The sequence below is a fragment of the Gemmata sp. SH-PL17 genome (assembly GCF_001610855.1).
GTDB lineage: Bacteria > Planctomycetota > Planctomycetia > Gemmatales > Gemmataceae > Gemmata > Gemmata massiliana.
This window is the reverse complement of the sequence record NZ_CP011271.1, coordinates 7,276,321-7,298,578: the sequence shown is the minus strand read 5'-3', so window position 1 is coordinate 7,298,578 and position 22,258 is coordinate 7,276,321. Positions and strand designations below refer to the sequence as shown.

18 protein-coding genes and 2 pseudogenes are annotated in these 22,258 nt (G+C 64.5%); 16 read left to right on the top strand and 4 right to left on the bottom strand.

Features of this window, described 5'->3' with window-relative positions:
* Window positions 1-534: 534 nt before the first annotated feature.
* Entirely contained in the window at window positions 535-1,035 is a 501-nt protein-coding gene (locus VT84_RS30210; RefSeq protein WP_052556758.1) for a universal stress protein, read from the top strand.
* Between the two features lie 339 nt (window positions 1,036-1,374).
* A complete protein-coding gene (locus tag VT84_RS30205) occupies window positions 1,375-2,184 on the top strand; it encodes a YoaK family protein (protein ID WP_052556757.1) in 810 nt (269 codons plus the stop codon).
* A gap of 246 nt (window positions 2,185-2,430) precedes the next feature.
* On the opposite strand, the gene VT84_RS30200 is transcribed toward VT84_RS30205, so the two are convergent.
* Window positions 2,431-2,616: a hypothetical protein gene (locus VT84_RS30200; protein ID WP_052556755.1), complete on the bottom strand. Its 186-nt coding sequence runs from the start codon at window positions 2,614-2,616 to the stop codon at window positions 2,431-2,433.
* Window positions 2,617-3,421: 805 nt separating this feature from the next.
* Between VT84_RS30200 and VT84_RS30195 the strand changes: the two genes are divergently transcribed.
* Both VT84_RS30195 and VT84_RS30190 read left to right on the top strand, forming a co-directional pair.
* Window positions 3,422-5,542, top strand: a complete 2,121-nt coding sequence (locus tag VT84_RS30195; RefSeq protein WP_052556753.1) for a molybdopterin-dependent oxidoreductase — start codon at window positions 3,422-3,424, stop codon at window positions 5,540-5,542.
* Entirely contained in the window at window positions 5,539-6,189 is a 651-nt protein-coding gene (locus VT84_RS30190) for a GNAT family N-acetyltransferase (protein ID WP_052556751.1), read from the top strand. The genes VT84_RS30195 and VT84_RS30190 overlap by 4 nt, the downstream gene beginning before the upstream one ends.
* Here the strand turns inward: VT84_RS30190 and VT84_RS30185 are convergent.
* Window positions 6,168-7,241, bottom strand: a complete 1,074-nt coding sequence (locus VT84_RS30185; RefSeq protein ID WP_082842131.1) for a class I SAM-dependent methyltransferase — start codon at window positions 7,239-7,241, stop codon at window positions 6,168-6,170. The genes VT84_RS30190 and VT84_RS30185 overlap by 22 nt on opposite strands.
* A 74-nt stretch (window positions 7,242-7,315) precedes the next feature.
* Entirely contained in the window at window positions 7,316-8,476 is a 1,161-nt protein-coding gene (locus VT84_RS30180; protein WP_082842130.1) for a cystathionine gamma-synthase, read from the bottom strand.
* A 146-nt stretch (window positions 8,477-8,622) separates the two neighbouring features.
* On the opposite strand from VT84_RS30180, the gene VT84_RS30175 reads away from it, so the two are divergent.
* From VT84_RS30175 to VT84_RS30130, 10 genes and pseudogenes are all read left to right on the top strand, one after another.
* Window positions 8,623-9,264, top strand: a complete 642-nt coding sequence (locus VT84_RS30175) for a TIGR02996 domain-containing protein (RefSeq protein WP_052556746.1) — start codon at window positions 8,623-8,625, stop codon at window positions 9,262-9,264.
* 116 nt (window positions 9,265-9,380) lie between these two features.
* The gene (dtd, locus tag VT84_RS30170) at window positions 9,381-9,842 is read left to right on the top strand and encodes a D-aminoacyl-tRNA deacylase (RefSeq protein WP_052556744.1); all 462 of its coding nucleotides are present in this window, start codon (window positions 9,381-9,383) and stop codon (window positions 9,840-9,842) included.
* Complete coding sequence (locus VT84_RS30165; RefSeq protein WP_082842129.1) at window positions 9,839-11,044, top strand: branched-chain amino acid ABC transporter substrate-binding protein; 1,206 nt, start codon at window positions 9,839-9,841, stop codon at window positions 11,042-11,044. The genes dtd and VT84_RS30165 overlap by 4 nt, the downstream gene beginning before the upstream one ends.
* Window positions 11,045-11,192: 148 nt before the next feature.
* Entirely contained in the window at window positions 11,193-12,485 is a 1,293-nt protein-coding gene (locus tag VT84_RS30160) for a branched-chain amino acid ABC transporter substrate-binding protein (RefSeq protein WP_082842128.1), read from the top strand.
* Between the two features lie 88 nt (window positions 12,486-12,573).
* Window positions 12,574-13,536 (top strand): branched-chain amino acid ABC transporter permease, encoded by a 963-nt coding sequence (locus VT84_RS30155; protein ID WP_082842127.1) that lies wholly within the window; start codon window positions 12,574-12,576, stop codon window positions 13,534-13,536.
* Window positions 13,533-14,663, top strand: a complete 1,131-nt coding sequence (locus VT84_RS30150; RefSeq protein WP_082842126.1) for a branched-chain amino acid ABC transporter permease — start codon at window positions 13,533-13,535, stop codon at window positions 14,661-14,663. Before VT84_RS30155 ends, VT84_RS30150 begins: the two co-directional genes overlap by 4 nt.
* Before the next feature lie 42 nt (window positions 14,664-14,705).
* Window positions 14,706-14,900, top strand: a pseudogene (locus VT84_RS42550) (ATP-binding cassette domain-containing protein); the annotation flags it as partial.
* 384 nt (window positions 14,901-15,284) lie between these two features.
* A pseudogene (locus tag VT84_RS42545) lies at window positions 15,285-15,830 on the top strand (ABC transporter ATP-binding protein); the annotation flags it as partial.
* Window positions 15,827-16,543, top strand: coding sequence for an ABC transporter ATP-binding protein (locus VT84_RS30135; RefSeq protein WP_082842125.1), 717 nt, complete (start codon window positions 15,827-15,829; stop codon window positions 16,541-16,543). The pseudogene VT84_RS42545 and the gene VT84_RS30135, both read left to right, overlap by 4 nt.
* Window positions 16,544-17,269: 726 nt before the next feature.
* Window positions 17,270-17,902 carry a DUF1080 domain-containing protein gene (locus tag VT84_RS30130; RefSeq protein WP_052556734.1) on the top strand — a complete coding sequence of 211 codons (633 nt, stop codon included), beginning with the start codon at window positions 17,270-17,272 and terminating at the stop codon, window positions 17,900-17,902.
* Window positions 17,903-17,964: 62 nt separating this feature from the next.
* Here VT84_RS30130 and VT84_RS30125 read toward each other — a convergent pair whose 3' ends face one another.
* Window positions 17,965-19,086 carry a D-TA family PLP-dependent enzyme gene (locus tag VT84_RS30125; RefSeq protein ID WP_052556732.1) on the bottom strand — a complete coding sequence of 374 codons (1,122 nt, stop codon included), beginning with the start codon at window positions 19,084-19,086 and terminating at the stop codon, window positions 17,965-17,967.
* Between the two features lie 288 nt (window positions 19,087-19,374).
* On the opposite strand from VT84_RS30125, the gene rpsO reads away from it, so the two are divergent.
* Both rpsO and pnp read left to right on the top strand, forming a co-directional pair.
* Entirely contained in the window at window positions 19,375-19,644 is a 270-nt protein-coding gene (rpsO, locus tag VT84_RS30120) for a 30S ribosomal protein S15 (protein WP_052556730.1), read from the top strand.
* Between the two features lie 162 nt (window positions 19,645-19,806).
* The gene (gene pnp, locus VT84_RS30115) at window positions 19,807-22,065 is read left to right on the top strand and encodes a polyribonucleotide nucleotidyltransferase (protein ID WP_082842124.1); all 2,259 of its coding nucleotides are present in this window, start codon (window positions 19,807-19,809) and stop codon (window positions 22,063-22,065) included.
* Window positions 22,066-22,258 lie beyond the last annotated feature (193 nt).

Here is a 22,258-nt window from a genome sequence, read left to right as displayed (position 1 = left end):
CCGACCGCCACGCGACCCGCGACTCCCCACACACCTCATCGCCGCCGCCCGATTCGTTGCTTATAAAATCATTCTGCTTCTGGTGTTGGCAGGGGCGAGCACCAACGGTGGGGCGCCCGAAGACGTTTCGAGCGAAGCGGCCGAGGTACTCAAAGAGGCCGTAGTCTGTTCGGCCCCGGTCGCACCGAACCACCCGAGCACGGGTCGAGCGACGTGGACCGGATCACCGCTCGCAGTAACTCCCCTCCCCCGACCGAACACTTCCGACTCTCTCTCCCACCACTCCAATCACTCGCTCCCCAACGGCCACTGCGCACCACTGCGCTGTTAAAGCCTTCGCACCCGCGCGCCTAGCAGTTTCACGGACCGGTTTTGCGCATTAAGCGCAACCGATCCGGTACGTCATTCTGCGCTCGCGCCGGCCTCACAGCTCCCCCACAACATCGCACTCCAGCGCCGATCGTCGCAGCACCGACCGCTCTCGGTCGGCGCGGGAGCGTTTTCGTTTCACTCAATCATTCATTGGGGCCGCATATGACCGAGCACCTGTATTCGCACGTGTTGGTGCCAACGGATTTCCGCGCCGAGTGCCGGGCCGCGTACCGCGTTGCTTTCGCCGCCGCACTCGGGTCCGGGGCGACCGTTTCCCTGCTCCACGTGCTGCCCGCGGAGAGCGAGGACGAGTACCAGGGACTGGACGCGATCCGCTTGCTGCACCGCGCCGCCGAGCACGTGAGCAGCGGGAAGCCGTTGCCCCCCGCGAACCCGGCCGCCGCACGTGCCCTGCAACTGGAGCGCCTGCGGGCCGAGATCCACCCGGAGTGGATCGGGCCGATCGAACTCCGGCTCGAAGTCCGCACCGGGGACGTGGTCGCGGAGATCGCTCGGTACGCGGACGAATCGGCGGTGGACCTGATCGTGATGGGCGGCCCGCGCCCGGGGCTGTTTCGCGGATTCGGGCGCAGTTTGGCCGATCGACTCGCCCGCGCGACGCCGGTCAAAGTCGTCCGCGTAACCCCGCCGGCGCTGGTGTAGGGGCACCGCTAACATTTGCTAACGTTTTCGGACGCGGGAACAAATTCGGGGCTGCGCAATGTTCGCCAACTGCTGGTATTTCAAGAAAATTCGCGTTCTGGTTGCCGGTTCGCGGCGGGTGCATTTGGCTAACATTCTCTCCCGTTCGGTTCCCCCATCGATCGACGCGGGGTGCGAAACCGTGCCCCCGAATAGCAACGAGCCATTATACGCAAGAAGTGAACAAAAATACAAGAAAACTCTCCCTGCCGGTCTACGGGGAACCACTGCGCCGTTCCCACCAGGTGCCGCACCTGCCCCCGGCGGTAAACCCATAGCGCTTACTCGCGAGATGCACTGATGCCCTACGTCCTCCATACGCCCGACACGATTTTCTCCGCGCGCCACACCCCGAGCTGGCTGCTCCTCGCAGGCGCCTCCGGCATGGTAAACGGACTCGCGTTCCTGGCGTGCGAACAGTACGTGACCCACGTGACCGGTACCGCCACCCGGCTCGGACTGGAGTGGCCCCACGCCGGGATCGCGCTGGAATATGCCGTGGTCGTACTGAGCTTCATCTTCGGGGCGATGGCTTCGGTCCTCGCGCTCCAGGCCCGGGTCACTCGAGGCAAACCCCCTCGTTGGGCGACGCCACTCGTGATCGTCGCCCTGACGCTGACCGGGGTCGCTCTGGCCGGTCTCACTGGGGTGTTCGGTCCGTTCGGCGGGGCGGTCACAACCGAGCCACCGTTTGTTCTGCTCTCGCTCCTGGCGTTCGCGTCCGGGCTTCAGAACGCGGCCGTGGCGACGAGTACCGGACTGGCCGTGCGAACCACGCACCTGACGGGGCCGGCAACGGACCTCGGGATTCACCTCGGCGTTGCCTATTTCACAAAAGGGGACGACCGCCGGGCGGCCCTACGGGGGGTGCTCCTCCGCAGTGGGAAAGTGTTCGCGTTCGTCGCCGGAGCCGGCCTCGCTCTACCGCTCGCCGGGGCCACGGGGTACCTCGCGTTCTTCGTCCCGGCCGTTGGTGTCCTGATGGCAGCCGGACTGAGCTTCATCCCCGCGTGGGGGCCGAGCGACTTTCCGGACCACGAGGAGAGCGTCCCGGCCGATCCGCCACCTGCGGCCGAACCGGTGATGGCGGGCGCTCAGTCGGGCCGGTGACGCACGAGTAGTTCCACGCTCTCGCCTCGTCTACGAAGCCCCAATAATCATCCGGAGAATGAGGGTTTCGTAGACGTAGACGAGCGCCCAGCATGCTATAAGCCCGCGCCCGAAGTCGATCGCTTCCCTCGTGCTGAACTGGAAATCGAGAAGAGGTGACGGCCTCAAAGAAGAGAGGCCAATTCGGTGAGTTAGCCGAGCGGATCACGGCTATTCGGTTGCTCTGCCCGCGCATCTGTCGGGTGGTTACGCCAGTACGTCGATAGTCTGCCCGAGGTGCGTGTCGATGCCGGCCGCGGCAGCACCCAAGAGGATGGCCATCTCCGGGCTCACGGGCGGCGCGGCAGCCGCCTGAGCAAGCACCGGCGACGCGGAGCCCGCTACCGACTGGAGCAGTGCCAACACGGGCGAATACTGAGCGCCGATGGTCACGGGAGAATTCCTCCAGAAGCGCAAAACGCAACGGTAGCAACTCTAGAATACAAATCGAGTCCGTGCCCCTCATACGGCCCACCAACAAACGGAACAGGCGGTGCCGAACGTTCCGGAACAAGAACGAAGTACAAGCGCTGGCGGAGTAGCGAGGCGACTCCGTGTGCGAAAGTGGCAGGTACGAGCGCCATCTGCTCGTTGGCACTCAATCAATTTTCAGATCGGTCTCGTGGAGAAGTGTACCGCCACACGCCTGCGGCAACTGCCGCAAAAAATGCGACAGACGTGGAACCGATCAAAAGTCGCGTATCTCGCCAAGGGGCGGGCCGCGCAGGTTTCAAATGTACGACTTGCCTGTCCTCCTCAGTTCTCGTTGTTGGCTCGCGAAGCAAAAAGCAAGCCGCAACAATCACAGACAACCAGGCGATGATCGACACAATCACCACAGTCAATATTGAACCATATAATCTTGATGCCGAAGCCATACAATCGCCCCTGGTATTGCTCGGGAGTAAATTCAATCCATCCGCGTTTGCAAGAACTGGATACCTCGCTGCACGTGCCAAAGCTTGCGCTGATTGACCCCGCTCTTTACCGGCGCCGGCATCTACGTGTCTACCCCGTCTACGTCTACGCTACCCCAATAATCACCGAGGAAACGAAGGTTTCGTAGGCGCGGGCGGATCGACGACCGAAAGCCACAGAGGGGCATAAAGGCCAGCGCGGCGCGCGGAATTCGTGAACTCGACCATTCGGGCCGGTGTCCCGAATACAAAACACGGTACCACCCGCCCCACGGAACCCCATGAGCACAAAGCGCGAACTCGGTCTGGTCCGCACCGTGAAAGCGGTCTGCCCGCACGACTGCCCCGATACGTGCGGCATCGTGGTAACCGTGGACCAGGAAACCGGGCGCGCGGTCGACCTCCGCGGCGACAAGGAGCACCCGTTTACGAAGGGATTCCTGTGCCAGAAAGTGTCCAACTATCTCGAACGGGTGTATCACCCGGACCGTCTCCTCTACCCGATGAAGCGCATCGGCCCGAAGGGTGAGGGGAAGTTCGCGCGGATCTCATGGGACGAAGCGATTCGCACCATCGCGGAGAAGTTCCGCGCGATCGCGGCGTCCGAAGACGGCCCGCAAGCGATTCTGCCCTATAGCTACGCCGGCACGATGGGCAAGCTGATGTATTCGAGCCTGGACCGGCGGTTCTTCCACCGGCTCGGCGCGAGCTTGCTGGACCGCACCATCTGCGCGACCGCGGGCGCGGTAGGGTGCGACGTGACGCTCGGCACGCGCGCGGTGACCGACCCGGAAGCCGCGGTGAACAGCCGGTACATCGTGAACTGGGGGTCGAACACCGCCGTCACGAACATTCACTTCTGGAAGATCGAGCACGAGGCACGGAAGCGCGGCGCGAAGATCGTCACCATCGACCCGTACAAGTCGCCCACCGCCGCAAAATCCGACTGGTGGATTCCGGTTCGTCCGGGCACCGATGCGGCACTCGCGCTGGGGGTGATGCACATCATCTTCCGCGAGGGGTGGCAGGACGATGCGTACCTGAACGATCACTGCGTCGGAGCGGAGCAACTGCGCACCCGGGCGCTAAACGAGTACCCGCCCGAGAAGGTCGCGTACATCACCGGACTTTCGGTCGAAGAGATCGAGCGGTTCGCACGCGAATACGCCCGATCGCAAGAGTTGTTCGGTGGCCCGGCCCTGATCCGCCTGAACTACGGGCTCCAGCGTCACGGCGGTGGCGGAATGGCCGTGCGCACCATCGTTTGCCTCCCGGCGCTGACCGGTGACTGGCGCTACCCGGGCGCGGGGGCGCTCCTCAGTACGAGCAAGGCGTACCCGTTCGACGACAACTATTTGATGCGCCCCGACTTGGTGCCAAAGAACACGCGCACCATCAACATGGTGAACCTCGCCGAAGCCCTTCACGGAGAGCTTCCCGGCCCGTCAGTTCAAGCACTGTTCGTGTACAACTCGAACCCTGCCGCGGTGAACCCGGACCAGTCGCGTGTGCTCTCGGGGCTGGCCCGCGAAGACCTCTTCACGGTGGTCCACGACCAGTTCCAGACCGATACCGCGGACTTCGCCGACATCGTGCTCCCCGCGACCACGCAGCTCGAACACTTCGACATCCACAGCAGTTACGGGCACCTGTACGTCCAGGCGAACAATCCCGCAATCGCGCCGCTCGGCGAAGCGAAGCCGAACACGGAAGTGTTCCGCCTGCTCGCGCGGGCGATGGGGTTCGAGCCGGAACTGTTCGAGGAGAGCGACGAGGAGATCGCCCGTCGATCGATCCGAGACGGCGAGAATCCGCCCGAACCCACAGCAATGACCGGCATTACCCTCGACGACACGAAGGCTGGCCCCGTGCGGTTGAAACTCCCGTCCAACTGGGCGCCGTTTGCTACGGGCGAGTTCCCGACACTTTCAGGGAAGTGTGAACTCTATTCGGAGCGCGAGGCCCGCGCCGGGCGCGACCCGCTCCCGTACTACGCCCCGCCGCACGAAGACCCGCAGACAAAGCCCGAACTGGCCGCGAAGTACCCGCTGCAACTGCTCACGCCGCCCGCGTCGTCGTTCCTCAACTCGACGTTCGTGAACGTGAACACGCTCCGCAAGTCCGCGGGCGAGCGCACGCTGGAGATCCACCCGACCGACGCGACCCGGCGTAACATCGCCGACGGTCAAATGGTGCGCGTGTTCAACGGCCGCGGTCGCTTCCGTGCCCGTGCAATCATTGCAGAAAGCGTGAAGCCCGGCGTAGTGGTGTCGCTGGGTTTGTGGTGGCGCAAGTTCACCGACGACGGCGCGAACTGCAACTCCACCACGAGCACCGCGACGACCGACTTCGGCGGCGGCGCGACGTTCTTCGACAACCTCGTGGAAGTGACCGCGCTGTGACGCCGAACGAAGTTATTGTCGACCAACTCACCCGGCGCGACGAACGGGTCGCGGTGGCGTCGCTGAGCGCCGCGTTCGCGAACTACGACCTGCTCACCGCGCTGTGCCCGGACGCCGCGCGCCGGCGGTGGGCGGCCGAAGCGTTCGCGCGGTTCCTGTTCCGCATCGCGGTGCGAACGGGCGTCGTGTTCGCCACGCGCGACCGCGCCGCGGTCGTCTGCGCGCTGCCGCCCGGGAGCGAGTGGCCGAGTGAATGGGAGTACGTGCGGTGCGGCGTGCTGTCGCTCGCGGTGCGGCTCCGGTGGCGCTCGGGGCTGTGGTTCCTGCGCCTCGGCCCGTGGTTCGACTCCACGCGCGAAAAGCACGTGGGCGCCCGACCGCACTGGTACGTCCACCTGCTCGGCGTGCGGCCAGAAGCACAAGGACGGGGGTTGAGCCGCGCCGTCATGCGGCCCATCTTCGAGTCCGCCGACCGCACCGGGACGCCGGTCTATCTGGAAACCATGCCGGAAGCGAACGTCGCGATCTACAAGAAACTCGGGTTCGCGCTGGTCGGCCGCACCGAACTCCCGGGCGGCCTGCCGAACTGGGAGTTGCTCCGCGAACCGAGCACGTCCCTCGCCACTCAAGCGACCGGGGCGACGTAGTAGTAGTTGATTAAGTCGTGCGGCAGTTCTTTCACCGTAATTTGGTCGAACCCGGCCTCGCGGAGCATCGCTTGGGCGCGCTCCTTCCCCCACATCGCGCCCAGTCCGGGGCCGCCGTAGGCCAGCGACACCGACATACAGTGCATGCACGAGATGCCGTAGAGGAACGGCGCGAGCGGGTGCTTCATGTCGCCAGCGAGGTGGCTCGATCCGGCGATCTCCTGCATCAGGAACACCCCGCCCCGGCGGAGCGCGGTGCGGACGTTCTCCAGCACGCGGGCAGGTTGCGACTGATCGTGGATCGCGTCGAACGAGGTCACCAAATCGTAAGCCGCGATTTCGCCGAGCGCGGACAGGTCGCGGTCCTCGAACCGCACGTTCTTCAGCTCCTGGCGGGCGGCCTCTTCGCGGGCCACGCGGATTGCCTCGGGCGAGAGATCGTACCCGGTAAACCAACTGTTCGGAAACGCCCGCGCCAACGCGATAACGGCCCGTCCGGACCCGCACCCGATGTCGAGCACGTGGATACCAGCCGCGAGGCGCGTGGTGAGTCCGGGAACGAGTGGCAAAATGTGTTCGTGGAGGGCGGCAACGACCGTCTGCGCGCTCTCTTCGGCCATCACCTCGTGGAACCGGTGGTACGCGCCGTACTCCACACCGCGCCCGTGCGCAAACGCTTCCACCAGCGCGTCCTCGGCCGAACCGAGCACCGCCATCCACTGCGCGGACGTGGCCATATTGCTCGGCGTCCCGACCCGCGTGAGGAGCGCCGCGTGTTCAGGCGGGAGCCGGTACGTGTGCGTGTCGATGTCGTACTCGACCACGCCGCCCGTTACCATCGAACCGAGCCACTCGCGCACGTAGCGTTCGTTGAGCTTGGCTTCGAGCGCGATCTGGGCCGATGTCGCGTGCGCGGTCAGGCGCCCCATCGCGTCGAACAGCCCGGTGCGATGCCCGAGCGAGGTCATCAGCGCGAGCACGGAGTGGTTCAGTACGCCGATCATCTTCCCGGCGAAGGCGTTCATCTTGTCGGCGTCGAGCGCGGTCGGCATCCGGTTCTCCAGGGGAGATTTGGGTTCGCGGGTTCCGAGAGCTAATCCGCGAACCGCCCGGTGCCGGCCAAAAATTACGCCGTGGTGAGAGCACGTTCGAGGTCGGCACGCAGGTCGGCCACGTCCTCGATCCCCACACTCAGCCGAATCAGCCCGTCGTCAACGCCGCGGGCCTCGCGCACGTCCTTCGGGATGCTCGCGTGCGTCATCGTCGTAGGGTGACACACGAGCGACTCCACACCGCCCAGGCTCTCCGCCAAACTAAAGAGTTTCGTGCGCGTGAGGAACAACTGTGCGGCAGGGATGCCGCCGTGCAACTTCAGTGAGATCATCCCGCCGAACGACTTCATCTGTTTCGCCGCGACCGTGTGCCCGGGGTGGTCGGCAAGCCCCGGGTAGTAAACCTTGGCAACGGCCGGGTGCGCCTTCAGCCAGGGGGCAAGCTCCATCGCGTTCGCGCAGTGGCGGTCCATGCGGACGCTCAGCGTTTTCAGCCCACGGAGCACGAGGTACGAGTCGAACGGTCCCGGCACCCCGCCGGCCGCGTTCTGGTAGAATTTGATCGGGTCGAGCAGGTCTTTCGCGCCCACCACGCACCCGCCCACCACGTCCGAGTGCCCGCCGAGGTACTTGGTCGTGCTGTGGATCACGAGGTCCGCGCCGAGCCGGAGCGGGCGCTGCAAGTACGGCGACGCGAACGTGTTATCGACCGCGAGTTTGGCCCCGTGCTTGTGGCTCACTTCGGCGAGCGCGGCGATATCGAGGACTTGCAGCAGCGGGTTGGTCGGCGTTTCGATCCAGACGAGCTTCGTCTTCGGTGTGATGAGTTTCTCGAAGCCCGCGGCCGAAGAATCGTCGGTGTATTTCGCGACCAGGCCCCAGGGCTTGAACACCTTGTCGAGCAACCGGAACGTGCCGCCGTAGAGGTCCGCGGACGCGACGACTTCGTCCCCGGGCCGCAGGAGCGCCCCGAACACTGCAGTTGTGGCAGCAAGCCCCGACGCGAACGCGAGCCCGCGCTCGCCTTCTTCGAGAGAGGCGAGGGCCGTTTCGAGCGCCGTGCGCGTGGGGTTCCCGCTGCGGCTGTACTCGTAGCCCTTGTGCTGGCCCGGCGCGGCCTGCGTGTAGGTGCTCGTCGCGTAGATCGGCACGACGGTCGCCCCGGTCGCGGGGTCCGCGTCCTGCCCCGCGTGAATGGCCCGCGTGCTGAACCCCTGCGCGTGATCGGTGGACATGAAAACGCTCCTCAAGCGTGATGGTGTCGGCACCACCAACCTACCGCGAACGCACACGGCGCGGCCAGCCAAAGAGGTGAACCACCCGCGGCGAGAGACGCACTTTTCCATGTCCGAGTCGTTTCAACACAATCAGGAGGCGCATCATGTCTGATGAAGAGAGTTTCCTGGCCAAAGTGCTCGAAAGCCCGGCCGACGATACGACCCGACTCGTATTCGCCGACTGGCTCGATGAGCAAGGCGACGCCGAAAGCAAACTCAAGGCGCAATTCCTTCGCACAACAGTCCGATTCAAAACCACCGGCAACACCACAGACGAAATCGAAGCGCGACGGAAAGAACTCCAGCCATTGGCCGCACAGTTACCGACCGACTGGCTCGCGGTCGTGAGTTGGATGAAGCTCGAGGGGTGCCCCGCGAAGCGCGCCCCGGTTGGTTCACTTTGGCACTACCGACCACTGTTCGAGTTCGTTTGCGATAAACGTTGGGACGAAATGGCTCCGACCGAAAACACGAGCGTGCGGCTTTGTAACGGCTGTCGCGAGAACGTCCATTACTGCGACACGATCACTGTCGCACGTGAGCACGCCCAATTGGGGCACTGCATTGCCATCGATCTCGGCGTCATTCGACGCGAAAACGACCTCGCGCCGCGGCAATACTGGGCCGGGCGCCCGAGTGCCGAAACTCTGCGGAAAGAAGATGAACGTTGTCAGGTTGATACAGTCTCGCAAGAACGCGAGGAGCGCAAGCGCCGGCAATCGGGCGCGGCAAGCGCGAACGGTTAGCGCGTTCAGGGCGCACAAAATACGACGGAAATCGGCGCGGGTGCTGGCGGCCCCCGCCCCGGACTGATACCCTCAATCACATCCACCTCTCCGCACACAAACTTCGCCCCCCACCAATGCGCGCCGTACTTCAACGAGTCCGTCGGGCTAAAGTCGTAGTAACCGAATCGACCGTCGGCGAAATCGCTCACGGCTGGCTCGTGCTCTTCGGCGTCGGCCCCAACGACACGCAGAAGGCCGTGGACTGGCTCGCGGAAAAAGTTGCGAACTTGCGTGCGTTCGACGACGCCAACGGCAAAATGAACCTGTCGGTGCAAGACGTCAACGGCTCGGTGCTGGTCGTGAGCCAGTTCACGCTCTACGGCGACTGCGCGAAGGGCCGGCGCCCGAGCTTCATCGGCGCGGCGCAGCCGGCCGTGGCGGAACCGCTGTACGAAGCGTTTGTTACGGCGCTGAAACTGCTCGGCGTGCCCGTCGCGACGGGGCGATTCGGGGCCGATATGCAGGTCGAACTGGTCAACGATGGCCCGGTGACGTTTGTGCTGGATTCGCCCGCGCAAATGGAGGCCCAGTCGTGAATCGGCGCACGTTTCTCTCCACGGCGCTCGCGGTCGGTAGCTCGGGTACGCTCGCAGCCGCGCCCAAAGAAAAGGTGAAAATCGTTTCGAGCCTACCTCGAACCGGCAGCGCAAAAGGACAAACCGACGGCATCGTGAACGCGATCAAACTAGCGCTCGCGGACTTCGAGAAAGTGTTGCCGTTCGAGGTAACGTACCTGGATCGCGACGACGCAACGCCGCGAACCGGCACGTGGGCGCCCGAAAAGGAAGAGGGGATTGCCGAAGAAGCGGTCGAAGACAAAGACGTGATGGCCGTGATCGGGCCGTACAACTCGGGCGCCGCGCGGATCTCGGCCCCCATTTTGAACCGGGCCGGATTGGTGCAGGTTTCACCAGCCGCGTCCTACCCCGGGCTGACTAGGGGCGGCCCTGCGTCCGACGCGGACGAACCGGACAAGTACCGCCCCGGCAAGAAGATCACGTTCTGCCGCGTGTGCCCGCAGGACGGCAGCCAGGGGCCACTGTCCGCCGATTTCGCGGTCGAAGAATTGAAGATCAAGAGCGTGTACGTGATCGACGATAAGCAACTTTACGGTCTGGGTATCGCGACGGCTTTCAAGTCGCGGTGCGAAGAGTTGAAAGTGAAAGTGCTGGGGCACGAAAGCGTCGCACCGACTCAGCGCGACTTCCAACCATTGGTGAAGAAGATCAAGGCGGCCGCCCCGGACCTCGTGTACTTCGGCGGCACGACAATCAGCGGCGGGGCGGCCATCGCAAAAACGATGCACGCCGAAGAGGTGAACTGCCCGTTCCTGGCACCCGACGGGTGCTACGAGCCGGCCTTCATTAATTCGGTCGGAGTCGACACCCTGGACGCGATGAAGTGCTTCATCACAGTGGGCGGAATCGACCCAGCGCGACTCAAGGGCGCGGGGGCCGATTTCGTGAAACGCTACAAGGAAAAGTATAAGGCAGATCCGGAGCCCTACGCGGTGTACGGCTACGAAGCCGCGGCCGTGGTGCTGGAGGCACTCCGCACCGTCGGCAAAAAGGACCGCGAAGCCGTGCGCAAGGCGGTCGTATCGACGAAGGATTTCGAGAAGGGCGTGCTCGGCAAATGGAGCTTCGACGCCGACGGCGACACGACGCTGCAACCGCTGACCGTCGCGCGCATCGAGAAGGGGAAGTTCCGCGCGGTCAAGGTGATGGGCACAAAGTAGAGGGAATAGGCCGCCGGTTGGGGGATCGGAATCTTCGGAGGTCCGCGCACCGAAGAACCAACCGGCGCAAGTGGTTAGCTAGACGAGTTCGGGGTCCGGGCCTACATTCTGGCTTGATCGACACTCTGACACCAACGAGGGGTTCGTCATGAAGAATCGCGAAGCCGAACAAAACGAGGCTCAGGCGCGCCCGGTCGATCGCCGCAAGTTCCTCGCGCTCGGCGGCAGCGTGGCCGCGGGCGCGTTCCTGTCCGGGTGTGGTGGTGACGGCGACACGGGTGGCGGTGCCTCCGGGGGTGAGGAAGTCATCCGCATCGTGTCCAGCCTCCCGCGCACCGGCAGCGCGAAAGGGCAGACCAACACGATCGTCAACGGCATCCAGATGGCGATCGAAGATTACAACGGCAAAATCGGCTCTTTCAAGATCGAGTATTCGGACTGGGACGACGCAACCGCCGCGGCCGGTGCCTGGGACGGCCCGACCGAGAAGGCCAACGCACAAAAGGCGGTCGCCGACCCGGACGTGATGGCGTACATCGGGCCGTACAACTCGAACGCGGCCAAGATCTCGATGCCCGAACTGAACGAGGGCGGGCTGGTTCAGATCTCCCCGGCCGTCACGTGGCCCGGGCTTACCAAAAAAATCAAGGGCGTCGCCGCCGACGAACCGGAGAAGTACCGCCCCGCGAAGCGGAAGACGTTCTGCCGCGTCTGCACCACCGACGACCTGCAAGGCCCCCTCGCGGCCGACTTCGCCAAAGAAGTGCTGAAGGTGAAGCGAGTCTACATCCTCGACGACAAGGAGTTGTACGGCGAGGGGCTGGCGAAACTGTTCAAGCAGCAGTGCGAAGCGATCGGCATCGAGGTGGTCGGGCACGAGGGGATCAATACCAGCAGCATCGAGTTCGGCGGGCTGATGACCAAGATCAAGGGCATGAACCCGGACCTGCTGTACTTCGGCGGCACCACCCAGAGCAAGGGCGGCCAGATCGCCAAGGACATGGTCAACGTCGGGCTGAAGTGCCCGATGCTCGCCCCGGACGGGTGCTACGAGCAGGCATTCATCAACAGCGCCGGCGCGGACAACCTGAACGGCCGGTGCTACGTCAGCATCGTCGGCCTGGACCCCGCGCAACTGACCGGTAAAGGCGCCGAGTTCGTCAAGCGATACAAGGAAAAGCACAAGACGGACCCCGAAGCGTTCGCGCTGTACGGGTACGAGTGCGCGAAGGTGGTGCTGGAGGCCATCAAGAAGGTCAACAAGAAGGACCGCGAGGAGATCCTGAAGGCGGTCCTCGCCACCAAGAACTTCACCGCGGGCGCCGTGGGCGGGTCCGAGGGGTGGGGGTTCGACGCTAACGGCGACACGACGCTCCGCCAGGTCACCATCAGCGGCGTCGAAAACGGGAAGTTCGTCCCCAAGAAAACCGTGACCAAGTGACCTGCGACCGGGGCGGACCGATGTGCGGTCCGCCCCGGTCGAGTTTTTATACCGATCCGGGGCCAGCCCCCGCGCGCCAAGGGTACCGATGCCCGAGTTCCTTACCGCCCTCCTCGGCCCCGAGTTCTTCCAGTACCTGCTCATCGGGCTGGTGACCGGCCTGCTGTACGCACTCATCGCGCTCGGCTACACGATGGTGTACGGCATCATCGAGCTGATTAACTTCGCGCACGGCGACCTGTTCATGCTCGGGTCGTTCCTCGCCCTCCAGGTAGCAATCGGGGTGGGTGCGGCAACGGCCACAGGTGAGGCCATATCGGGCGCGGGGACTGGGGCCGTGATCGGGGCCATCGTGCTCATACTGGTCGCCGCGCCACTGTTCTGCGCGACCCTCAACGTGGCCGTCGACCGTGTCGTCTACAAACCACTGCGGAACGCGCCGAAGCTGGCCCCGCTGGTGTCCGCGATCGGCGTCAGCTTCATCTTCATGAACGTCGGCGTGTTCTGGATGGGCACCTACGACCTGAACTTCCCCAAGCTGATCCCGCAAGACAACCTCACCCCCGGAACCTCGGTCGCGCTCACCTACAAGCACGTCATGGTGCTGGTCGTCACCGTCCCGGTGATGATCGCGCTCACGCTGTTCGTCCGGTTCACGGCGCTCGGCAAAGCGATGCGGGCGACCGCCCAGAACCCGACCGCGGCCCAGCTCATGGGCATCAACGTGGACCGCGTCATCTCCGCGACGTTCGCCATCGGCGGGGCGCTGGCGGGGTTCGCGGCCGTCGTGTACGGGCTTTACAACAACACGGTCGGGTACCAGATGGGGTTCCAGACCGGTCTGTACGCCTTCACCGCGGCAGTTCTTGGTGGGATCGGCAACATCCCCGGGGCGGTACTCGGCGGAATCATCATCGGTATGGTTCGGTCGCTCGGCAGCGCCTACGTGGGCGAGCAGTGGAGCGAGGCCCTGATCTTCGGGATCTTGATCGTGATTCTCATTTTCCGGCCCAATGGCTTGCTCGGCACCCGCGTGCGGGAGAAGGTATGACCCTGCGCGGCGTGGCTAGTTACTGGATGGTGTTGGGGTTCCTGCTCCTGGCGGCGGTGCCGTTCCTACCGGGCCGCTACGTCGCCATCTACGGCACCCAACTCATCCCGGTGTTGTGTTTCGTGATCCTGTCCCTCGGCCTAAACGTGGTCGTCGGGTACACCGGTCTGTTGCACCTGGGGATCGCGGCGTTCTTCGGAATCGGCGCGTACACGGCCGGGATCTTGACCACCACCGCGTTTCCGTTTGGAGCGAGTTTCGTTGTGGTCGCGGTCGCGTCCACAGTGGTGGCCGCCGCAATTGGCGTCGCGACCACGGCCCCGACGCTGCGGTTGCGCGGCGACTACCTCGCGCTAGTCACCCTCGGCTTCGGGCTCATCACGATCTACGTCATCCGCAACCTGGGCGGGATCACCGACGGGACACAGGGGCTGACACCGGTGGCACCGAACCTGCTGCCGGGGATCGAAGACCCGGTGCTGCCGAAGTCCCGGACCGGGTGGGGCAATTCGTGGCGCAAGTACCCGTACCTGTATTTCCTCTGCCTCGGGCTTCTGACCGCCGTGGTCGTGTTCCTGCGCAACCTGGAGCGCAGCCGATTGGGGCGGGCGTGGGTCGCGCTGCGCGAGGACGAACTGGCCGCGTCGTGCATGGGTTTGAACCCGGCGCGCCTGAAACTGTCGGCGATCGCACTGGGCGCGGGGCTGGCAGGGCTGGCCGGCGCCCTGTTCGCGGTGTCACAGAACGGCACCACCGAACCGAAGGCGTATGACTTCAACCGGTCCATGATTACCCTGTGCTGCGTGATCCTCGGCGGGCTGGGGAACCGGCCCGGCGTGATCCTCGGCGTGTTCCTCCTCATCGGCTACGACCAGGTTCTCACCCCACTGGCCGACAACTGGCTCCAGGCCCAGAAGCTCAACCCGCGGGGCAAGGAGTACCTGAAGGTGAGCGGCTGGCGCCTGTTCATCTTCGGCGCGGCGCTCATCATCATGATGCGGTTCCGCCCCGAAGGGCTGCTCCCCGCCGAGCGGCAGAAGCGCGAGTTGCACCCGGAGGCGGACGAGGCCGCCGGAGAATCGGCCGCCCGGCGCGAGGCCGCGGGCGAGAGGGCCGAACCGAAATGACGTATTCTGTCTCGTTCCCGCCCCCTCGGAACCCGCGCTGATATGTCGGTTCTCACCATCCAGAAGCTGACGATGCGGTTCGGCGGGATCACCGCCGTTAACGGTGCCGACCTCGTCGTCGAGCACGGACAGATCTTTTCCGTCATCGGACCAAACGGTGCGGGCAAGACGACCGTCTTCAACGCCGTGACCGGCATTTACGAGCCCACCGAAGGCGCCGTGCTGTTCGAGGGGAAACTGCTCGTCCGGCCCCTGACCTGGCGCGTCGGGCTGGTCGCCGCACTGATCGGACTGGCCGTCGGGCTGGTCCTGGCAGCACTTGCGGTAAACGCGGACACCATGTGGCGGCGCTCGATCCGCGGCGTCGAGGCGGCGCGCCGGACCACCGTGGCGGAGAAGGTACAGGCCGCGGCCGAAGCGGACCCGACCGCCGACTCGGACGAGTTGGGCAAGCGGTTCGACGCGGAGACCCGGTTCCCGTGGGGCACGGCGGTGCACGAGGCGCGGGCGCACGTGAGCGAGCGCCCGGTCACGGCCGCGGTCGCGTTCGGGTTGGGGCTCCTGATCGGGGCCGCAGGCACGGTGGTGACGTGGCGCCGGTCGCGCCGGTCCCCGGACGTAATTACCCAGGGCGGTATCGCCCGCACGTTCCAAAACATTCGCCTGTTCCAGTCCATGACGGTGCTGGAAAACATCCTCGTCGGTATGACGCGGTCCATTACCGGGCACCCGGTGATGGCGGCCCTCGGTCTCGGTTCCCAGAAACGAGCCGAAGCTGAAGCTGAGAAGCAGGCGGCCGAGTTGCTCGCGTTCGTCGGGCTGGCGGGCAAGCACAACGAGCTCGCGAAGAACCTCCCCTACGGCGACCAGCGCCGGCTCGAAATCGCCCGCGCGCTCGCCACAAAGCCGAAGCTCCTACTGCTCGACGAACCCGCCGCCGGGATGAACCCCAGCGAAACCGTGGACCTGATGGAACTGATCCGCCGCATCCGCGACCGCGGCATCACCGTACTGCTGATCGAACACCACATGAACCTCGTGATGGGCATTTCCGACCGCATAGCCGTGCTGAACTTCGGCACGAAGCTCGCGGAGGGCACGCCGGCCGAAATCAGCCGCGACCCGAAGGTGATCGAGGCGTACTTGGGGCAGGAGGAAGTGTCGTGAGTGCCCCCCTGCTGGTCGTCGACAACTTGGAGGCCGGGTACGGCCCGATCAACGTGCTGCACCGGCTCTCGCTCACGGTGAACCCGGGCGAGATCGTCACCATCATCGGGGCGAACGGGGCCGGCAAAACGACGACGCTGATGTGCATCTCCGGGGTCGTGAAGACGCGCGCCGGGGGCATCACGTTCGACGGCAAGTCCCTCGCCGGTATCCCCGCGCACAACATCGTGCGCCTGGGGCTTGCGCAGTCGCCGGAGGGCCGCAAGATCTTCGCGCGGCTCACGGTGCGCGAGAACCTGGAGATGGGCGCGTTCACGCGATCCGATCCCGAGGGCGTGCGCGAGGACATCCAAAAAGCGTACAAGATGTTCCCGATTCTGGAGAAGCGCCAGGCACAAGCCGGCGGGCTGCTCTCCGGCGGTGAACAGCAGATGCTCGCGATCGCCCGCGCGCTCATGGCGCGGCCCAAGCTGCTCCTGCTCGACGAACCTTCGCTCGGGCTGGCCCCGCAAATCGTGGTTCAGATCTTCGACGTGATTCGCGAACTCAACAAGCAGGGCATGTCGGTGCTGTTAGTTGAACAGAACGCGCGTATGGCACTGAAGGTCGCGCACCGCGGGTACGTTCTGGAAACCGGCCGCATCACCTGCACCGACCGCGCCGACGTGCTGCTGCACGACCCGCGCATCCGCGAAGCCTACCTGGGCGAGTAGTATCGGCCCACGGGTCGCGTCCGCAGTTACTGTCACTCAGACTGCGGACGCGACCACGAAAGCGGCCCACCTCATCACCGACCAATTTCAGCCGCCCCTCTGCGCACTTCGCTAACAGACGCGCCGGTCTTCGCATGCGCGAATAGTTGCCCTTCGCACGACCGGATGGTTGATGCAACCTTCGGAGGCATTCGGTAGTGTATGATCGGCTAAGAGTGCTACTTTCGGGCGGATGGAGTTCCAAGGTGAACAACAAGAAGCGGCTCCGCCGAGCGATCCTTGTATCAGCAATACTCGTTCTCCCACTCTTCGTTGTTGGTGCCGCGTGGTGGGTGAGCCGCACTATTCAAAGCTCTCTGCTCGGACCGGTCCACACCTTTCAAATCGCCAATTCGCCGCCATATCTGACTGACGTGCTCGCGGTGGAAAAGGCGAAAGAGGCGCTGGCTCTCGACGGCTACGATCTCTCCCGATGGGCTCCTCGCGAAGATCGAAGATCGACCGCACCGGATGGGACACCTGACATCTACCTCGCGCGGAACGGCATTAACCCCGATAACGGGTATGTCGTATTCGAGCGGAAGGAAGGAGAACCGTCCGCTCCCCGCCCTTCAGTGACGGTCGAACTCAGGGGAAATCAGATGACATGTCAAGTCTGCCAACCGAAATAGCGGGACACCCGTCTTGGTAGTTCACTGAACACTATTCCCAACCGCAGGAAATCGCATGCGCCTCTTCCTTTCGACACTGCTTGTAGCCTTTTCGACCGCAGCCGTTGCTGCCGACAAGCCGGCCCCTCTCTTCAACGGCAAAGACCTCACCGGTTGGGAAGGCGACACCGCGAAGACCTGGAAGGTCGAGGACGGGTGCATCACCGGCGGGACGCTCGATACTGTCGTCCCGAGAAACGAGTTCCTTTGCACGAAGAAGACCTACACGGACTTCGAGCTGAAGGTCACGTTTAAGCTCACTGGGGAGAAAGCAAAAGCCAACGCGGGCGTCCAGTTCCGCACCAAGCGCATTCCGAACGACCACGAGGTGAGCGGCTACCAGGCCGATGCGGGCCAGGACTATTGGGGTGCGCTGTACGACGAGAGCCGTCGAAACAAGATCCTCGCGAAGCCCGCGAAGGACGTGATCGAGAAGCTGGTGAAACACGACGACTGGAACGAGTACGTGATCCGGTGCGAGGGGCCGCACATCAAGCTGTGGCTCAACGGCACACTCACTGTGGACTACACGGAAGCCGACGACAAGGTCGAGCGCAGCGGCGTGATCGGGCTCCAGATCCACGGCGGCGCGAAAGCGAAGGTCTTCTACAAGAACATCACGATCGAAGAGCTGCCCGCGAAGAAGTGAAGCCCGTCGACCCGCGCGTTGTCAGAAACGCGCGGGCACTCACAGCCATCCCCCCCGGCACCTCACACAGTTAGCACGCGGACGCGCGACGCCACATCCCACCGGCTCACGACCTTCCCACCTTCCGCGACGAGCACCTGATTGTGCAGCGCGACCGTCGGGCAGATGTGCCCCGGGAGCGCGTAAACCACGTCGCCCGGCTTGTACGCGGACGCGCCGGCCGTTTCGACGATGAGGTGTTCCTCATTGTGGCCGACGGTCTTGTACTCCGGGAAATCGAGCAGCGTCACGCGCTTCTCCAGCACCGGGTCGGCCGCGACCGCCTTGTTACCCAGATCGAGCGTCACGCGGTTCGCGGTCGGCCGACTAATCACGCGGGTCACGAGCACCGCGGCCGGAGTGATGCCGGAAAGGTCCGCGTACTTCGGCCCGTACCCCGCGTCGTGCAGCACGAACGTACCCGGCGAGCACTCGATCCCCGGCACGTCCGTCATGGCTGCGTAAACGGGGAAGCTCGGAGTCCCGCCGCACACAAGGCGCGGAACCGGAATCCCCTTCCCCTCCGCTTTCGCGCGCAGTTCCAACACCGGCTGAATGAACTCGCGCACGGCCTTCTCGCGCTCGGCCCGATCGGGCTGGCTGTTGTGCCCGTCGTAAAGCTGAAACCCTTCTGGTCGCAGACCGGGCAGCGAACCGGCCAGTTCGTACAAGGACCGCGCCGCGTCCCCGATCGCAATCCCCGTGCGGTGCTGCCCCACGTCCAGGTCGAGCACGACCCCGATTTCCAACCCGGCCGCTTTCATGGCGGAAGAAAGGGCGCGGGTCATGTCCGGGTCATCGATGAGCGCGGAGAACCGCGTGCCGGGGAACTTGCGAATAAGGGCGCACGCGCGTTCGATGTTCGGCCCCACCAGCGGGTACGCGATCAGCACGTCGGGCGCGCCGGCGCTCGCGAGCATCTCGGCCTCGGCGATGGTGGCGCACTTGTGTTTGGTCACGCCCGCGTCGAGGAGCATTTTCGCGATCTCGACCGTCTTGTGCGTCTTCACGTGCGGTCGAAGGCGCGCCGGTCCGCCGGCCATTTCGATCACGCGCGCGATGTTCTGGCGGATCAGTTCCGGGAAGAACACCAGCGCCGGGCTGAACACGGTCGCGGCGTCGGAAAGGGCGTAAGCGGGGTGCATCGTGGATCGGCCTCGTTTTGAGGGGCGTCGGGGAGGGTACAAAAGCAGTCCCGGTTCTCTGGGCAACACCGGGCGGGGGAAAATTCGTCTGGGGTCTTATTCTCCCTCTCTTTTTAGGAAACAAGCGGGAGGTGAGGGGGAGTACCGGGTCCGCGGCGATTTTTCCCCTCTTGTCACCTAGTCGGGTGCCGGTACATTGCATAAATCCAGAAAGAGTGTGTAACGTAAACGTCGTTTCGTAACTGATGGCAGGAGTGCGACGCGGCGGAGGAAGCGGAGACCGGGACGATGTCGATCACGAAGGAAGAGAAGTCCGGACTCATTACCCAGTTCCGGCGGGACGATACGGATACCGGGTCGCCCGAAGTGCAAATCGCTTTGCTCACCAAGCGGATCACCTCCCTTACCGAGCACATGCGGGCGCACAAGAAGGACTTCTCCAGCCGGCGCGGGCTGTTGAAGCAGGTCAGCCAACGTGCCGACCTGCTCAAGTACTTGCGCCAGACCGATCGTAACCGCTACCTGGCGGTTATCGGTAAGCTCGGGCTCCGCAAATAGCTCCGCCTTACAGCGGTGCGTTGAATGTCGTGCAGTCGAAAGTCGTAAAATCGCAATCACGGTCGCGTCGTTAGCCGCACGGATTCGATTTTACGACTCCTCGATTCTACGTATTTCGACCCAAGAGACGCTCCTGCCGGCAAAACGGAAAGGGTCACATCCGTGCCGGTTAATCCAGCTCGTGTTGAATGTCAATTCGGCGGTCGTACTCTCACCCTCGAAACCGGGAAGTTCGCTAAGCAGGCTCACGGGGCCGTTCTCGTCACCCACGGGGAAACGTCCGTTCTGGTGGCCGCGGTCGAAGGGACACCGATCCCGGGTCGCGACTTCTTCCCACTCCAGGTCGAGTACCGCGAACGCACCTACGCCGCGGGTAAGTTCCCCGGCGGGTTCATCAAGCGCGAAACGCGCCCGAGCACTAAAGAAACGCTCACGTCCCGCCTTATCGACCGCCCCTCGCGCCCGCTGTTCCCCACGAACTACTTCAACGAAGTGCAGATCCACTGCACCGTCATCTCGTCCGACCGAGAGAACGACGCGGACATGCTCGCCCTCATCGGGACGAGTGCCGCGCTGCACGTTTCGCACATCCCGTTCCTGAAGCCTTATGGAGGCCTCCGGCTCGGGCGCGTGAACGGCGAACTCATCGTGCTCCCCACCGTCACCCAGATGGAAGAGAGCGACCTCGACCTGATCGTGGCCGCCACACGCGACGCGGTGTGCATGATCGAGGGTTTCGCCCGCGAGATGCCCGAACAGGAAGTGGGTGATGCGATCATGGAAGCGCACAAGCAGTGCGCCGTCCTGATCGACCTCATCGAACGCCTCCGCACCGAAGCGGGCCTGGAGCCCAAGGTGCTGCCCCCCGCGACGCCGGACAACCCGCTGGCGGAAGAGCTTTACGCGAAGTACGGCACCACCTACCGCGAAAAGTACCTGACGAAGGGCAAGAAGGAGCGGAACGCGGCGCTCGACGAACTCAAGGACGAAGTGAAGAAGGTTTACGTGCCGGAAGGCGAGCTGAACCCGAAGTGGACCTCGTCGCAAGTGTCGAGCGCGCTGGGCGTGCTGCGCGAGCGCGTGTTCCGCGAGATCACGCTCGGCGGCACCCGCATCGACGGCCGCGCCCCCAAGGAACTCCGCTCGATCTCGGGCGAGGTCGCGGTGCTGTCCCGCACCCACGGCACGGCCGTGTTCCAGCGCGGCGAAACGCAAGCTCTCGTCGTCGCCACCCTGGGCACCGTCGCCGACGAACAGAAGGTGGACGGGCTCCAGGACGAGTACTCGAAGAAGTTCTTCCTCGACTACAACTTCCCGCCGTACTCGGTCGGTGAGTGCAAGCCGATCCGCGCCCCGGGCCGCCGCGAAATCGGCCACGGGATGCTCGCCGAGCGCTCACTGAAGGCCGTCATCCCGCCGCCCGCGCGGTTCCCATACACGATCCGCCTCGTGTCCGAAATCCTCGAGTCCAACGGCTCGTCCAGCATGGCGAGCGTGTGCGGCGGCACCCTCGCACTCATGGACGCGGGCGTGCCGATCAAGCGCCCGGTGGCCGGGATCTCCGTCGGCCTCGTGATGGACAAGGAGGAGTTCACGCTCCTGACCGACATCCAGGGCGACGAGGACCACTACGGCGACATGGACTTCAAGGTGGCCGGCACGCAGAAGGGCGTCACCGGTATTCAGCTCGATATCAAGGTGGACGGCATCAACGAGGCGATCGTTCGCGGCGCCCTCGAACAAGCGAAAGAGGCCCGGCTCCAGATCCTCAAGGTGATGCTCGCGGCGCTCCCGGCCCCGCGCAAGGAAATCAGCCGGTGGGCACCGCGGTTGATCCAACTGAAGATCAACCCGGAAATGATCGGCAAGCTGATCGGCCCCGGCGGGAAGATGATCCGCGCCATCCAGGAAGAAACGGGCGCGAAGATCGACATCGAGGACGACGGCACCGTGTCGATCGCGTCGGCCGACGCCGAGAGCGTGGAAGCCGCCCGCCGCATGGTGGAGGGGCTCACGGCCGAAGTGAAGGTCGGCGCGGTGTACGACGGCAAAGTGATTTCGCTCAAGGAGTTCGGCGCGTTCATCGAAATCGCGCCCGGACGAGACGGGCTGTGCCACGTCTCCGAACTCGACTCAGGGTTCGTCCAGCGCCCCGAGGACGTGGTCCAGGTCGGCGACAAGGTCCAGGTGAAGGTGATCGCCATCGACGACCAGGGCCGCGTGAAGCTCTCGCGCAAGGCGCTGCTCGCTCCGCGTGAGGACGACGGCAGCGGTGGCGGTTACAGCGATCGAGGTGGGGACCGGGGCGATCGCGGAGACCGAGGCGGAGACCGTGACCGGGGCGATCGTGGGGACCGCGGTGGGCGCGGCGGCGATCGGGGCGGGCGCGGTGGACCGCGGGGCGGCGGGCGCCGCGACTAAAGTGTGAGCGACGCACTGGGGGCTTCGGCCCCCAGTTTCGTTTACTGCGCGAGCCACGCCACAACCCGGTCGGTTGACCCGGACACACTTCTCTTGCCCGACCCACCGCTCAATAGAACTCGCGCTCACGCGGGCATTCGCCACCTTAAATGACTCAACCGAGCAATTGATAAAATCCGCTATTTTGGGCAAG

Coding starts and splice junctions, on each gene's coding strand:
- VT84_RS30210 (WP_052556758.1), top strand. CDS start 535: ATGACCGAGCACCTGTATTCGCACGTGTTGGTGCCAACGGATTTCCGC.
- VT84_RS30205 (WP_052556757.1), top strand. CDS start 1,375: ATGCCCTACGTCCTCCATACGCCCGACACGATTTTCTCCGCGCGCCAC.
- VT84_RS30195 (WP_052556753.1), top strand. CDS start 3,422: ATGAGCACAAAGCGCGAACTCGGTCTGGTCCGCACCGTGAAAGCGGTC.
- VT84_RS30185 (WP_082842131.1), bottom strand. CDS start 7,241: ATGCCGACCGCGCTCGACGCCGACAAGATGAACGCCTTCGCCGGGAAG.
- VT84_RS30180 (WP_082842130.1), bottom strand. CDS start 8,476: ATGTCCACCGATCACGCGCAGGGGTTCAGCACGCGGGCCATTCACGCG.
- VT84_RS30175 (WP_052556746.1), top strand. CDS start 8,623: ATGTCTGATGAAGAGAGTTTCCTGGCCAAAGTGCTCGAAAGCCCGGCC.
- dtd (WP_052556744.1), top strand. CDS start 9,381: ATGCGCGCCGTACTTCAACGAGTCCGTCGGGCTAAAGTCGTAGTAACC.
- VT84_RS30160 (WP_082842128.1), top strand. CDS start 11,193: ATGAAGAATCGCGAAGCCGAACAAAACGAGGCTCAGGCGCGCCCGGTC.
- VT84_RS30155 (WP_082842127.1), top strand. CDS start 12,574: ATGCCCGAGTTCCTTACCGCCCTCCTCGGCCCCGAGTTCTTCCAGTAC.
- VT84_RS30150 (WP_082842126.1), top strand. CDS start 13,533: ATGACCCTGCGCGGCGTGGCTAGTTACTGGATGGTGTTGGGGTTCCTG.
- VT84_RS30130 (WP_052556734.1), top strand. CDS start 17,270: ATGCGCCTCTTCCTTTCGACACTGCTTGTAGCCTTTTCGACCGCAGCC.
- VT84_RS30125 (WP_052556732.1), bottom strand. CDS start 19,086: ATGCACCCCGCTTACGCCCTTTCCGACGCCGCGACCGTGTTCAGCCCG.
- rpsO (WP_052556730.1), top strand. CDS start 19,375: ATGTCGATCACGAAGGAAGAGAAGTCCGGACTCATTACCCAGTTCCGG.